Annotated in this window: 13 protein-coding genes; 11 read left to right on the top strand and 2 right to left on the bottom strand. The window is 66.1% G+C overall.

Going from position 1 to position 13,588, the window contains the following annotated elements:
* Positions 1 to 57: 57 nt before the first annotated feature.
* Positions 58 to 993, bottom strand: a complete 936-nt coding sequence (locus FFS30_RS18890; RefSeq protein ID WP_171014735.1) for a LysR family transcriptional regulator — start codon at positions 991 to 993, stop codon at positions 58 to 60.
* 99 nt (positions 994 to 1,092) lie between these two features.
* Between FFS30_RS18890 and FFS30_RS18885 the strand changes: the two genes are divergently transcribed.
* The 11 genes from FFS30_RS18885 (at position 1,093) to FFS30_RS18835 (ending at position 11,574) form a co-directional block, all read left to right on the top strand.
* Positions 1,093 to 1,446, top strand: a complete 354-nt coding sequence (locus FFS30_RS18885) for a carboxymuconolactone decarboxylase family protein (RefSeq protein WP_212742526.1) — start codon at positions 1,093 to 1,095, stop codon at positions 1,444 to 1,446.
* A 202-nt stretch (positions 1,447 to 1,648) separates the two neighbouring features.
* Positions 1,649 to 2,350 carry a pirin family protein gene (locus tag FFS30_RS18880; RefSeq protein ID WP_137914744.1) on the top strand — a complete coding sequence of 234 codons (702 nt, stop codon included), beginning with the start codon at positions 1,649 to 1,651 and terminating at the stop codon, positions 2,348 to 2,350.
* A gap of 210 nt (positions 2,351 to 2,560) precedes the next feature.
* On the top strand, positions 2,561 to 3,391 hold the full coding sequence (locus FFS30_RS18875) for an alpha/beta hydrolase (RefSeq protein ID WP_137914743.1): 831 nt from the start codon (positions 2,561 to 2,563) through the stop codon (positions 3,389 to 3,391).
* 106 nt (positions 3,392 to 3,497) lie between these two features.
* Entirely contained in the window at positions 3,498 to 5,339 is a 1,842-nt protein-coding gene (locus FFS30_RS18870) for an amidohydrolase (protein ID WP_137914742.1), read from the top strand.
* 130 nt (positions 5,340 to 5,469) lie between these two features.
* Entirely contained in the window at positions 5,470 to 6,294 is an 825-nt protein-coding gene (locus tag FFS30_RS18865; protein WP_212742525.1) for a glyoxalase, read from the top strand.
* Positions 6,295 to 6,347: 53 nt separating this feature from the next.
* Complete coding sequence (locus tag FFS30_RS18860) at positions 6,348 to 7,058, top strand: YoaK family protein (protein WP_137914740.1); 711 nt, start codon at positions 6,348 to 6,350, stop codon at positions 7,056 to 7,058.
* Between the two features lie 76 nt (positions 7,059 to 7,134).
* Positions 7,135 to 8,667 (top strand): exopolyphosphatase, encoded by a 1,533-nt coding sequence (gene ppx, locus FFS30_RS18855; RefSeq protein WP_283235229.1) that lies wholly within the window; start codon positions 7,135 to 7,137, stop codon positions 8,665 to 8,667.
* 10 nt (positions 8,668 to 8,677) lie between these two features.
* Entirely contained in the window at positions 8,678 to 9,283 is a 606-nt protein-coding gene (locus FFS30_RS18850) for a phosphoribosyltransferase family protein (protein ID WP_137914739.1), read from the top strand.
* A gap of 248 nt (positions 9,284 to 9,531) precedes the next feature.
* A complete protein-coding gene (locus FFS30_RS18845) occupies positions 9,532 to 10,026 on the top strand; it encodes a peptidylprolyl isomerase (RefSeq protein WP_249352560.1) in 495 nt (164 codons plus the stop codon).
* 46 nt (positions 10,027 to 10,072) lie between these two features.
* Positions 10,073 to 10,762, top strand: coding sequence for a UDP-2,3-diacylglucosamine diphosphatase (locus FFS30_RS18840; protein WP_137914737.1), 690 nt, complete (start codon positions 10,073 to 10,075; stop codon positions 10,760 to 10,762).
* A gap of 104 nt (positions 10,763 to 10,866) precedes the next feature.
* A complete protein-coding gene (locus tag FFS30_RS18835) occupies positions 10,867 to 11,574 on the top strand; it encodes an SH3 domain-containing protein (RefSeq protein ID WP_171014734.1) in 708 nt (235 codons plus the stop codon).
* A 109-nt stretch (positions 11,575 to 11,683) separates the two neighbouring features.
* On the opposite strand, the gene FFS30_RS18830 is transcribed toward FFS30_RS18835, so the two are convergent.
* Positions 11,684 to 13,240 (bottom strand): carbohydrate-binding protein, encoded by a 1,557-nt coding sequence (locus FFS30_RS18830; protein WP_212742519.1) that lies wholly within the window; start codon positions 13,238 to 13,240, stop codon positions 11,684 to 11,686.
* Positions 13,241 to 13,588: the final 348 nt, after the last annotated feature.

Below are 13,588 nucleotides of genomic sequence, written 5' to 3'. Positions count from 1 at the left end.
CGGCTCGGCACGGAAAAGAAGCCCGGCATGATACGCGCAAACACGCTTAGCGTTCGATCATTCCCGTGCGGACGGCCTGCCCTCCCACGGCGGCGTGCGGTCGAACGCGGCGACGAGCGCATCGATCAGCGCGCGCACGGCGCGGCTGACGTAGCGCGTCTGCGGGTAGACGGCGTAGATCGTATCGGCGGTCGGCGGCGTCTCCGCCAGCAGTTCGATCAGTCTGCCCTCGGCGAGCGCCTTCGCCGCGATGAACATCGGCAGCAAGGCGATGCCGAGGCCGGCGACGGCTGCGTCGCGCATGCTGTCGCCGTTGTTCAAGTGAGTGCGGCCGCGCACGACGATCTGGCGCGGCGCCTCGCCTTCGGCGGCCGGCGCGAACTGCCAGTACGGCGCGACCGAGGCATTGCCGTAGCAGATGCAGTCGTGGCCCTGAATGTCTTCGAGCGCGTGCGGTGTGCCGTTCTGCTCGGCGTACTCCGGACTGCAGACGAGCACGCGCCGGCTCGGCGCAATGCGCCGCGCCATCAGGGTCGAGTCGTACAGGCGGCCGATGCGCACGCCGAGATCGTAGCCGCCCGAGAGAATATCGACGTAGCGATCGTCGAGCTCGAGGGTCACTTCGAGCGCGGGGTGTTCACGCATAAACGCGAACAGCACCGGTCCGAGATATTCGGTGCCGAAGGTCATCGGCGCGGCGACGCGAAGGCTGCCGCTCAGCGAACCCGATTCCTCGCCCGACGCTTCGTCGACCGCCTGCTGCATACGCGCGAACACCTCGCGCATGCGCTCGTAGAAGCGCTGGCCCGCGTCGGTGACGGCGATGCCGCGCGGCGAGCGATGCAACAGCTTGGCGCGCAGTTCGCTTTCCAGCCGTGCGACGCGCGCGCTGAGCTGCGACTTCGACACGTTGAGCCGCGTCGCCGCCGCATTGATGCCGCCGCTTTCGACCACTTCGATAAAGGCGCGGATGTCGCCGAAGTCGTAATCCAAAGATGTCTCCCGAGCCGCGGATTTTTCCGCGGTGGACGTCCACCGCGACCGATCCGGATTTATAGTCGCCGCACCCCACCGCGAGGAGTCGCCATGAGCATGCTCGACTGGAATGAATACCACAAACAGGTGCTGGCCGGCGTCGGCGCCATCGCGCACACGAGCCCCGACGTCGTGCGCGGCTACCAGGGCCTCAGCGGCGCGTCGGCAAAAACCGCCCTGCTCGGCAAGAAGGTCAACGAGCTGATCGCGCTCGCCGTCGCCGTGACGCTGCGCTGCGACGGCTGCATCGCCGTGCACACCGCCGCGGCGATCGCCGCCGGCGCCACGCGCGAGGAAATCACCGAAGCGCTCGGCACGGCGATCTCGGTCAACGCCGGCGCTGCGCTCGTCTACTCGACGCGCGTCATGGACTGCTACGCGGCGAAGACCGCGGACGCGCAGGCCGGCTGAGCGCAATCCGCGATCGAAGGTTGGCCCGCGCGTAGCGGCGCACACGCCTGTCTCGGCGCCGCGGCCAATGCGGCGGCGGCACGCTGCGGCGCCGCGGGCATACCGTGTTCGGCAAATGCGAACACCGAGTTCGCGTCCTGCCGGCTAGGCGCGGACCCGGACGAGGCCTAAATTGTGCTCCATCGAATCCCTGGAGCACGCCATGCACATCACCCGCCTCTCGCACGACCGCGGCCTCGCCGATTTCGGCTGGCTCAAGAGCCGCCATACGTTTTCGTTCGGCGACTACTACGATGCCAAACACATGGGCTTTGGCCCGCTGCGCGTCATCAACGAAGACCGCGTCGAGCCGGGCAAAGGCTTCGGCGCGCATCCGCACCGCGACATGGAAATTCTTTCCTGGGTGCTCGACGGCACGCTCGAACACAAGGACAGCATGGGCACCGGCGCGCAGATCCAGCCCGGCGAACTGCAGCGCATGAGCGCCGGCACCGGCGTCGTGCACTCGGAGTTCAACGCCTCGAAGACCGATCCGGTGCATTTCCTGCAGATCTGGATCATGCCCGAGCGCAGCGGTATCAAGCCGGGCTATGAGCAGCAGCGCTTCGCTCCGGCCGATCTCGCCGACCAATGGCGCCTGATCGCCTCGGGCCAGCCGCGCGACGGCGCGCTCAAGATTCATCAGGACGTCGATCTCTACGCCACGCGCCTGAGCGCGCAGCACACGCTGACCTACGTGCCGGCCAAGGGCCGCAAGCTCTGGCTACAGGTCGCGCGCGGCGCGATCGAAGTCGACGGCGAGACGCTGAACACCGGCGACGCCGCAGCATGGACCGATGCGGAAAAACTCGCCGTGCTCGCGAAAGAAGATGCCGAGCTGCTGTTGTTCGACATGACGCCGTAAGCCCCTCTGCCGAAAAGACCAAGCCGGACGAGGATCGGATATCGGCGCGTTTTGCCGGGAACCGAATCCTTGTCCGCATCAAGGCGAAGGCGATGTTCAACGCCGAAGAAGGTCACTGAATCGCCATCGCATAGCGAGCATGCTGTATCCCGGTGTCCGCTGCGCGCGGCACCGCCGTCCCTCCGTTCCCTCCACTGTCAAGGATCATCCATGAGCACGATCACCACGAAAGACGGTACCGAAATCTTCTACAAGGACTGGGGCAAAGGGCAGCCCGTCGTTTTCTCCCACGGCTGGCCGCTCACGGGCGATGCCTGGGACGTGCAGATGATGTTCCTCTCCAGCCACGGCTACCGCACCATCGCGCACGATCGCCGCGGCCACGGCCGCTCGGCGCAGCCGTGGCACGGCAATGACATGGACACCTACGCCGACGATCTGGCCGAGCTGATCGAGCAGCTCGATCTGAAAGACGTCGTGCTCGTCGGCCACTCCACGGGTGGCGGCGAAGTCGCGCATTACATCGGCCGCCACGGCACCAAACGCGTGGCCAAGGCCGTACTCGTCGGCGCGGTGCCGCCGCAGATGCTGAAGACCGCGACGAATCCGGGCGGCCTGCCGATCGAGGTATTCGACGGTATCCGCGCCGGCGTGCTCGCCGATCGCTCGCAGTTCTTCAAAGACCTCGCCGCCGGTCCGTTCTACGGCTTCAACCGCGCGAACGCGAAAAAGTCGCAGGGTTTGGTCGACTCGTTCTGGCTGCAGGGCATGCTCGGCGGCCTCAAGGGACTCTACGACTGCATCAAACAGTTCTCCGAAGTCGACTACACCGAAGACCTGAAGAAGATCGACGTGCCGACCCTCGTCGTTCACGGCGACGACGACCAAGTCGTGCCGATCGACAACTCCGGCAGACTGTCGGCGAAGATCGTCAAGAACGCGACGCTCAAGGTCTACGCAGGCGCACCGCACGGCCTCGCGAGCACGCATGCCGACCAGCTCAACGCCGATCTGCTTGCCTTTATCGAAGGCAAGAACTGAAAGCACACCGCAAGGAACACACGTGCCTCACGACCGTCATTCCCGCGAACGCGGGAATGACGAGTAGAAAAGCCGCCGGCGCGACAGAATTCCCAAGGACATCGCCATGCCGCAACACGCCGATCTGATCCTGCACAACGCGAGGATCGCCACCGTCGATCGCGGCAAGCCGCAGGCACAGGCGGTCGCTGTCGCCAACGGCAAATTCGTCGCGGTCGGCGACGATGCGGAAATCATGGCGCTGGCCGATGCGAATACGCAGGTGATCGACGCACGCGGCCGCCGCGTGATTCCCGGCCTGATCGACTCGCATCTGCATGTGATCCGCGGCGGCCTCAACTACAACCTCGAACTGCGCTGGGACGGCGTGTCCTCGCTCGCCGACGCGATGCGCCTGTTGCGCGAGCAAGTCGCGCGCACGCCGGCGCCGCAATGGGTGCGCGTGGTCGGCGGCTTCAGCGAGCATCAATTCGCCGAGAAGCGTCTGCCGACGCTTGCCGAGTTGAATGCCGCCGCACCCGATACGCCGGTGTTTATCCTGCATCTTTACGATCGCGCCCTGCTCAACGCCGCGGCCCTGCGTGCGACGGGCTATACGCGCGATACGCCGAATCCACCGGGCGGTGAAATTGTCAGAGACGCGAATGGCGAGCCGACGGGCCTGCTGCTCGCCAAACCGAACGCGATGCTGCTCTATTCGGCGCTCGCCACCGGACCGAAGCTGCCGTACGACTACCAGCTCAATTCGACGCGCCACTTCATGCGCGAGTTGAATCGCCTCGGCGTGACCAGCGTGATCGACGCGGGCGGCGGTTTCCAGAACTATCCCGACGACTACAAGGTCATCGCCGACCTACATGCGCGCAGCCAATTGACCTTGCGCATCGCCTACAACCTGTTCACGCAAAAGCCGAAAGAGGAACTCGCCGACTTCACGCGCTGGACGCAGAACCATCGCTACCAGCAAGGCGACGATTTCTACAAGCTCAACGGCGCTGGCGAGATGCTCGTGTTCTCCGCGGCCGATTTCGAAGACTTCCGTCAGCCGCGCCCGCAGCTTGCGCCCGGCATGGAAGGCGAACTCGAAGCCGTCGTGCGCACACTTGCGGCGAAACGCTGGCCGTGGCGCCTGCATGCGACCTACGACGAGTCGATCGGCCGTGCACTCGACGTGTTCGAGAAGGTGCACCGCGACGTTCCGCTCGACGGCATCCATTGGTTCTTCGACCACGCCGAAACCGTCGGCGAGCGCAATCTCGAACGCATCGCCCGGCTCGGCGGCGGCATCGCCGTGCAGCACCGCATGGCCTATCAGGGCGAGTATTTCGTCGAGCGCTACGGCGCCAAGGCCGCGGAGGCGACGCCGCCGTTCAAGCGCATGCTCGAACTCGGCATTCGCGTCGGCGCCGGCACCGATGCCACGCGCGTGGCGAGCTACGATCCGTGGACCTCGCTGTACTGGCTGACGAGCGGCCGCACGCTGGGCGGCACGCGCCTCTATCCCGCGCGCAACTGCCTCGACCGCCACGAGGCGCTGGATTTGTATACGCGGGCGAACACGTGGTTCTCGAACGAACAAGGGTTCAAGGGCCAGATCGCACCGGGCCAGCTCGCCGACTTCGCCGTGCTTTCGGACGACTATTTCAGCCTGCCCGAGGAACGTATCCGCGAGATCGTTTCCGTGCTCACCGTCGTCGGTGGAAAAATCGTCTACGCCGACGCCGAGTTCAAGCCGCTCGATCCGCCGATGCCGGCGCCGATGCCGGATTGGTCGCCGGTGAATTTCGGCAGCCGCCATTGGAAATCCGACGCGGCGAAATCGGCAATGCACGCAACGCCTCGGCACGCAGCCTGCGGCGTACATCGACACCCACACGCAGCGGCCACCGATCTCGCCGATCCGCGCAGTTTCTGGGGCGCGCTCGGCTGTTCGTGCTGGGCCTTTTGACATCGTCACGCCACCTTCGTCCCACTTCCGAGGAATCATCATGCGCATCGAGTCGCCGCGAATCCGCCTGCACCACGCCGCCTTCGCGGCCGTGCTGCTCTTGCTCACCGCCGCCGCGCCGGCCAAGGAAATGCCGGCAGCAAGCGGCGTTGCGGTCGGCGCGCAGTACGACACGACCCACGTCTATCTCGACGATGCGAAGAACTACGACGCGTTCATCGCGAGCTTCACAGCGACCTTCGGCGGCAAGGCATCGCCGCGCATCACCGCCAACGTCTTGCCGGTGCCGAGCAGCACGCAGGCGCAATACGTGTGGACGCCGGTCGGCACGCTGTCGACCTTCGCCTTCTCCACACCGATTCCTTATCCATTCGGCCAGAAGCGCACCGGCTGGCTCGTCGCCGATATGGACCGAGCCGTCGCCGCCGCGCGCGCGGCCGGGGCCGAAGTGATCGTCGAGCCGTTCCGCGATCCGATCGGTCTCGACACGGTGATCCAATGGCCCGGCGGAGTGAAGATGCAGCTCTACTGGCACGACGCCAAACCGGACTACAAGCCGCTCACCCGCGTCCCGGACAATCGCGTCTATCTCTCGCGCGACGCGGTCGACGCCTTCGTGCGTGGCTTCCTCCAGTTCTCACAAGGACGCGTGGTGTCCGACGAGCGCCGCGCCGACGCGGGCGAGATCGGCAAGCCGCACGAAACCTATCGGCGCATCCGCATCGAGTCGGGCTTCGGCAAGATGCAGTTACTCGTCAGCGACGGCCATCTGCCCTATCCGTTCGGCCGCGAGACCACGGGCTACGAAGTCGATAATCTCGACGAGACCCTGACCAAGGCGCAGGCCAACGGCGCCAAGGTGCTTGCGCCGCGCTTCGACGGCAGCGACCGCAGCAGCGCAGTGATCGAATTCCCCGGCGGCTACATCGCCGAAGTGCACGCGGCGAAGCATTGATGCACGGGGCTGGTGAAGCCGATCGCGATGCGCAAGAATCCGCGCGACCTGCGATGAACACTTCCGCCACCGAATCCCGCAATGCCGCGACGCCTGCGGCGCCGTCCACCGACGTCGCCGCAAGCACGCTGTTCGCCTTCGCCGCGGGCTTCGTCGATACGGCGGCCTTCATCGCCCTGTTCGGCCTGTTCACCGCGCACGTCACCGGCAACTTCGTCCTGATCGGCGCGGGGCTCGCCGGCGGCCGCAGCGGCCTGCTCGGCAAGCTGCTCGCGTTTCCGGTGTTCCTGCTCGCCGTCGCCGCAACGCGCGTGTTCGAACTGCGCTGCGCGCGGCGCCAGCGCGATGCCGTCGTACCGATTCTCGTCGCCGAGATGATTTTCCTTGGTACGTTCCTCGGCGTCGGCGTCTATGCCTCGCCGATCTTCGACGCGGACGCGCCGCTGACGATCCTGACCGGCATGCTCGGCGTGGTCGCGATGGCGATCCAGAATGCCGCCTCGCGCACGACCTTCGCCGGCCACGGACCGACGACGGTGATGACCGGCAACGTCACCCAGATCGTCATCGACCTTGCCGACCTCGCCTTCGGCGGCGCCGCGGCGCCGGCGCGCGCGCGTCTGCGCAAGATGGCGCCGGCCGTGGCCGGCTTCCTCGTCGGCGCGATCGGCGGCGCGTTCGGCATGGTCCATCTCGGTTTCTTCTGCCTGTTGCTGCCGCTTGCTGCCCTCGCGGCCGTCCTCGGCCTGCTGCGGCGGAAATAGGATTGTCATAATTCGCTTGCATTCGCCCGCTACGATTTGCGATCTTGCGCAGCGAAAGCATCGGGAAGCCCTCAGAGTGAGCAACAGCCGCAACCAGGAAATCCGCAACGGCGAGCTGCTCGCCGCGGTGGACATGGGCTCGAACAGTTTTCATCTCGTCGTCGCGCGCTACGAGCACGGCGAACTGCGCGTGATCGACCGCCTGCGCGACAGCGTGCGCATGGCCGCCGGCCTGCGCCCCGACGGCAGCCTCGACGATGCGCGCCGCGACCGCGCGCTGGCTTGCCTTGCGCGTTTCGGCCAGCGCCTGTCGGGCCTGCCGTCCGAGCGCGTGCGCGCGGTGGCGACCAACACCGTGCGCCGCCTCGCCGTGCCGGGCACTTTTCTCGTGCCTGCGGAAGACGCGCTCGGCCATCCGATCGAGGTCGTCTCGGGCCGCGAGGAAGCGCGCCTGATCTATCTCGGCGTCGCTCACGGCATTCCCGAGTCCTCCGAGCGCCGCCTGGTCATCGACATCGGCGGCGGCAGCACCGAATTCATCATCGGCCAGCGCTTCGACGCGCTGGAGAAAGAAAGCCTGCAGATGGGCTGCGTCGCGAGCACGATGCGCTTCTTCGACGACGGCAAGCTCAGCGCCAAGCGCTGGCAGCGCGCGCAGAGCGAAATCTCGGTCGAGCTGCAGCAGTTCGCCGCCGACTACCGCGCGCACGGCTGGAGCGAGACGATCGGTTCGAGCGGCACGGCCAAGGCGATCGGCAACGTCGCCCAGGCCTGCGGCTGGAGCGACACCGGCATTTCGCGCGTCGCCGTGGAAAAAATCCGCGACGCCCTGCTCGCCGCGGGCAGCATCGACCGCATCCGTCTGCCCGGCCTCGCCGAGGACCGCGTCGGCGTGTTCGCCGGCGGCGTGGCGATTCTCGAAGCCGCATTCAACGCCCTCGACATCCGCCAGATGCGCGTCTGCGAAACGGCGATGCGCGAGGGCCTGCTCTACGACATGATCGGCCGCGCCGAGCATCGCGATCCGCGCACGGCGAGCATCGACGCGCTCGCTCACCGCTACGGCGTCGACCGTGCCCACGCGGACCGCGTCGAGGCGACCGCGAACGCGCTATTCGATTCGATCGCGGTGGACTGGCAGCTCGGCCACGACGAACGCGACTGGCTCGCCTGGGCCGCGCGTATCCACGAGATCGGCCTCGCCATTGCGCACAGCCAACACCACGTGCACGGCGCCTATATCGTCGAGAACTCCGACCTCGCCGGCTTCGCCCGCCACGAGCAGATCGTCCTCGCGATCATCCTGCGCTGCCACCGGCGCAAGCCCGATCAGAGCATCATCGACATCGCGCCCGAGCGCCTGCGCCGCTCGACCGCGCGCGTCACCGCGCTACTGCGCCTCGCCGTGCTGCTGCAACGCGCGCGCAAGGCCGAGCCGCTGCCGCAACTCACCCTCAAACTCGAAGACCGCACCCTGCAACTGCGCCTGCCCGAAGCGTGGCTCGACGCGCATCCGCTGACGCGCACCGATCTCGAACAGGAGCGCGACTATCTCAAGCATCTCGACATCAAGCTGCAGGTGAAGACCGGCGAGAAGCTCGCGGCGTAGAATCCTCCGCATGACGCCCATTTCTTCGCTCGCCGTGCCGGAACGGCGGGGCCATTTCCTGCTCGAATCCGGCTTGCACACTGACGTCTGGCTGATGCTCGATGCCTTGTTCGTAGACCCGGCGCGAACCGCTGCATTCGCCGCGGCACTCGCGGACAAGCTGCGTCCGCATTCCGTCTCGGTCGTCTGCGGCCCGCTCCTCGGCGGCGCGTTTCTCGCCCAGGCCGTCGCCGCCGCTCTCGGTGCCGAGTTCTACTACACCGAACTTGTTTCAAACGCCGCCGACTCCGGTTTGTATCAAGCGCAATACCGGCTGCCGCGCGGATTGACCGTACATGCGCGCGGCAAGCACGTCGCCGTCGTCGACGACGTGATCAGCGCAGGCTCGTCGACGCGCGCGACGATCGCGGCGCTCACCGAGGCGGGCGCTTCCGTCGGCGCGATCGGCGCGCTGCTCGTTCTCGGCGATGCGGCAACGACGTATTTCGCCGCCCAGGGCCTAGCCGTGGAAACGCTGGCGCAGCGCGGATTCGATCTGTGGCAGCCCGACGACTGCCCGTTGTGCCGGCAAGGCATCGCGTTGGACGATCCGCAGCGGCCGCAAACGCATCCGTAACCGGCACGCGCGACTGTGCGCATCCTTTGCATGCCGCTATCATGGCGGCCTTCGCACCTGGAGTTTCGTTCATGACCAAACATCTGCTGCTCAGCTTCGCTCTTCTTCTCGCCGCGCCGCTCGCATTCGCCCAGGCACCGGCCGCCCCGGCCAAATCCGCTGCAGCAAAACCTGCCGCCACCGCGCCGGCGAACAAGCCCGCAGCAAACACCGCCGCGACGCCCGCTACCGCGGCCGCGAGCAAAGCCGTGCTGCACACCAGCCAGGGCGACATCACGATCGAACTGCTCGCGGACAAGGCGCCGAAGTCGGTCGAAAATTTCCTCCAGTATGCGAAGGAAGGTTTCTACAACGGCACCGTGTTCCACCGCGTGATCCCGGGCTTCATGGTTCAGGGCGGCGGCTTCACCAAGGACCTGCAGCTCAAGCGCACGCGCGCGCCGATCCGCAACGAGGCAAACAACGGCGTATCCAACCTCAAGTACACCGTGTCGATGGCGCGCACGGGCGACCCGCATTCGGCCGCCGCGCAGTTCTTCATCAACGTGGTCGACAACAAGCGCCTCGACTTCACCGCCGAGACCAACGGCATGACCTGGGGCTATGCCGTGTTCGCCAAGGTGGTCAAGGGCCAGGACGTGGTCGACAAGATCGCCGCCGTGCCGACCGGCGCCGCCGGCCCGCTGCCGAGCGACGTGCCGACGACGCCGGTGACGATCGACAAGGTCGACCTGCTGCCGTAAGCCGCCGCGCGACGCCGGCCACGGTCGGCGTCGCGAGCTTCCGTCGATGACCACGCTGTTCATTTCCGACCTGCACCTCGACGAGGTGCGTCCGCAGATCGTCGACGCGTATGTCGAGCTGCTCGCCGGCGAAGCACGCGATGCCGACGCGCTCTACATCCTCGGCGACCTGTTTGAAAGCTGGATCGGCGACGACGACGATGCCGCCCTGCCCGCGCGCATCGCACAGGCGACGCGCGCGCTGAGCGACGCGGGCGTCCCCGTCTATTTCATGCACGGCAATCGCGATTTCCTGCTCGGCGCGGACTACGCGGCGCGCGCAGGCATGACCCTGCTCGCCGATCCGACCGTGATCGAACTCGGCGGCGAGCGCGTGCTGCTGATGCACGGCGATACGCTCTGCACGGACGACGTCGAATATCAGAAATTCCGTTCGCTCGTGCGCGATCCGCGCTGGCAGCAGCAGTTCCTCGCCAAGCCGCTGGCCGAGCGCCGCGCTTTCGCCGCACAGGCGCGCGGTGAAAGCCGCAAGCACACGTCCACGGCCAAAATGGAAATCATGGACGTCAACCAAGGCGCGGTCGAAGCAGCGATGCGCGAACACCGAGTGCACAAACTGATCCACGGTCATACGCACCGACCGGCCACGCATGCCTTCGCGCTCGACGGCAACGCAGCCGAGCGCATCGTGCTCGGCGACTGGTACGAGCAGAGCAGCGTGCTGCGCGTCGGCTAGACGCGTTCGGTTCCGCAGACTCCGTTTGCGATTCGGCGAGGTTGTGCACATTCGGCGCCGCCGAAAGCGCTACCATGAAGCGTCGCCATGATGGGGAGTCCCGTATGCGCCTCGTATCGAAACTCGTCCTTTCCGTTCTGTTGCTGTGCACCTCGCTGTCCGTCTTCGCCGCCGACGCCTACGTCAATGCCGACGTGAACCTGCGCAGCGGCCCGGGCACCGAGTATCCGGCGGTCACCGTGGTGCCGAGATGGACCGGCCTGCAGGTGCAGGGCTGCGTCGAAGGCTATTCCTGGTGCGACGTGTTGGTCGGCGCCGACCGCGGCTGGATCTACGCGCAATATTTGCAGTTCGTCCAGAACAACAACGAGACGGTCTATCTCGACGGCAACGGGCCGCAGCTCGGCATTCCGGTCGTGAGCTTTTCGCTCGGCGCGTATTGGGACAGCTACTATCCGTCGCGGCCGTGGTACCGCAACCGCGGCTACTGGATCGACCATCGGCCGATCTATCGCCCGTTGCCGCCGCGACCGCCCTCGATGCGCCCGCCGCAGCGGCCGCCGTGGGGCGGAGGACGCCCGCCGGGCGACTGGCGCCCGCCACCGCCGCGGCCGCGCCCACCCGGCGGCAATGGACCGGGAGGCCGGCCGCCGGTTACCACACCGCCGCCACGCCCACCGGGCGGCGTCGGCCCAGGCGGAAGACCGCTGCCGAATCCCGGCAACGGCGGCAACCGCCCGCGCCCCGGCGACTCGAACAACGGACGCCCGCCGCCGCGCCCGCAGACGCGGCCCGCGCAACAGAACAACTGACGGCGTTCGCAAGCGGAAGTCGTTTCACTAAGGCACCTGGCAGGCCGAAGCCGCCGGGTGCCGATATGGCGGACATCGCGCACATCCTCGCGCGATGTCCATGCAGCGACTAACGACCGAGATCGCTGAGGAAACGATCGGTGTACTGCAGCACCATGCTGCCGTTGACCGAATTGCAGGTCGACGATGCGGTGCTGGTCGGGCTCGGACATGGCGTGTCACGGTCGAGCGACCAGAAGTGCAACCCGGCCAACCCGTTCGCCGCCGCGTAGGAGACGATCGTGTCGACGTTGGCGATGGTGAACGTTTCGCTCGACACGTCATTGACGCCGATCATCGGAGTCAGCTCGATCTTGCTGAGCGGAATCCCGTAGCTGTGCTGCAAATTGACGGCCGCCTGGATCGCCGACTGGCCCATGTCGCAGACACCTCCGGCAACGACACAGACGCCCGACGACGCGCCGCCGTAGTCCATGACCATCAGGTTGATCGTGTAGTTGGACAGGCCGGCATTCTTGATCGCGTTTACCGTCGTGTCGCCGAGTGTGTTGAGCCCACCGTAGCTGCCGTCGCTCGCAGCCAGAGTGGCCAGCGTGAACGAGAAACGCAGATTCGGATACTGCGATTCCGCCCACTTCACCTGAGCGACCAGGTTAGCGATATCGGTCGATGACTGGCCGCCTTCGATGTCGAAGTCGACGCCGATCAAGCGCGACGATGCGTAGCGCTGCAGGAACGTGCTCATGCCCGACTGACTGGCGCAGGAGAACGTGCCCGCGGCGCCGCCGGTCGAGACGATGTAGTTCACTCCGGCGTTGACCAGGGCCGACACGTTCGCAGTGGCGAAACTGTCCGCGCCGACGCCGCCCCAGTTTTCGCTGCCGCAACTGCCGGTGGCGAAAGCCAGGGTGATCGCACCGAGATTCGGCACCTGCGTCGATACCAGGCTGCCCGTGCCGACGACCGGAATCGACGTGCCGGTGATCGCCGTGTGCATGATGTTGGTGTTCCAGTCGAGATTGATCGTGATGTCCTTGTACGGACTGAACACCAGGCCGCTCGGCGTGGGCGTGGGTGTCGGCGTAGGAGTCGGTGTGGGCGTTGGCGTGGGAGTCGGTGTCGGCGAACCGCTGCAGCTGCCTTCCGATGTCCACGGCTGGCCGCTGCCGCTCGGGCCACTGCTGGTCGCCGGATCGTTGCCCTGCGTCCACCAGTTCGCCTTGTAGTTGACGCCGCTTTCACTGACCTGCGCTCCGCCCGAATAAGCCGTCGTTGCGACCCAGGCCGGGTTGCAGTTGCCCGAAGGAGTTGGAGTCGGCGTGGGTGTGGGCGTCGGGGTCGGCGTGGGTGTCGGAGTAGGCGTGGGCGTCGGCGTTTCTCCGCATGCACCCAGCGATGTCCACGGCTTACCACTGCCGCTGGCGCCGCTGTTCGTCGCGGGATCGTCGCCGCGCGTCCACCAGTTCGCTTGATAGTTCACGCCGTTTTCGCTTGCGGTATTGCCGCCGGTATAAACCGTGCCGGCGTTCCACGCCGCAGCGCAGGCCGATGCTGCAGCGCCGGCCGCATGCGCCGCGCCGATCGGCGCGATGCTGATGAGGCCGGCGGACGCCAAGGCCATTCCTAGTGCATTGCCCAAAGCGAGTCGTTTCAGTTGTACAGACATGAATGCCTCCGGGATTATCGAGTGACAGAACGAAGAACCACCTGCCGACTCCGTCGACGCACTCCAGCCGGCGAGCTTCCTTGGCTTCGCCGTCGCCTTTGGTCTTGCGTACTGACTGCTTGTTCTTATGCCCCCGAATGACAACGTTATCAGACGATTTTCACGCTTTCAGTGAATTCGGTTTCAGTCCCGAAGAATTCAATAATTGATTGTCCCTATTAATAAATATTGAAGTTCATCGTTTTAGCCATATGCGAACACTCAAGAATCTTCGGACCTTTTCGGCGTGGCGATGACAACGTTTATCAAACCTCGCGCAGACCGGTGCGGCGAAACGCGCGGGCATGT

It is taken from the genome of Rudaea sp. 3F27F6 (assembly GCF_005503555.1).
Lineage (GTDB): Bacteria > Pseudomonadota > Gammaproteobacteria > Xanthomonadales > Rhodanobacteraceae > Rudaea.
This window is presented reverse-complemented; position numbering and strand designations above follow the sequence as displayed.

What these genes read in the sequence shown, in the direction of transcription:
- FFS30_RS18865 (WP_212742525.1), top strand. Translation starts at nt 5,470, where the DNA reads ATGCCGGCAGCAAGCGGCGTTGCGGTCGGCGCGCAGTACGACACGACC.
- FFS30_RS18835 (WP_171014734.1), top strand. Translation starts at nt 10,867, where the DNA reads ATGCGCCTCGTATCGAAACTCGTCCTTTCCGTTCTGTTGCTGTGCACC.
- FFS30_RS18850 (WP_137914739.1), top strand. Translation starts at nt 8,678, where the DNA reads ATGACGCCCATTTCTTCGCTCGCCGTGCCGGAACGGCGGGGCCATTTC.
- FFS30_RS18885 (WP_212742526.1), top strand. Translation starts at nt 1,093, where the DNA reads ATGCTCGACTGGAATGAATACCACAAACAGGTGCTGGCCGGCGTCGGC.
- FFS30_RS18860 (WP_137914740.1), top strand. Translation starts at nt 6,348, where the DNA reads ATGAACACTTCCGCCACCGAATCCCGCAATGCCGCGACGCCTGCGGCG.
- FFS30_RS18870 (WP_137914742.1), top strand. Translation starts at nt 3,498, where the DNA reads ATGCCGCAACACGCCGATCTGATCCTGCACAACGCGAGGATCGCCACC.
- FFS30_RS18840 (WP_137914737.1), top strand. Translation starts at nt 10,073, where the DNA reads ATGACCACGCTGTTCATTTCCGACCTGCACCTCGACGAGGTGCGTCCG.
- FFS30_RS18830 (WP_212742519.1), bottom strand. Translation starts at nt 13,240, where the DNA reads ATGTCTGTACAACTGAAACGACTCGCTTTGGGCAATGCACTAGGAATG.
- FFS30_RS18880 (WP_137914744.1), top strand. Translation starts at nt 1,649, where the DNA reads ATGCACATCACCCGCCTCTCGCACGACCGCGGCCTCGCCGATTTCGGC.
- FFS30_RS18875 (WP_137914743.1), top strand. Translation starts at nt 2,561, where the DNA reads ATGAGCACGATCACCACGAAAGACGGTACCGAAATCTTCTACAAGGAC.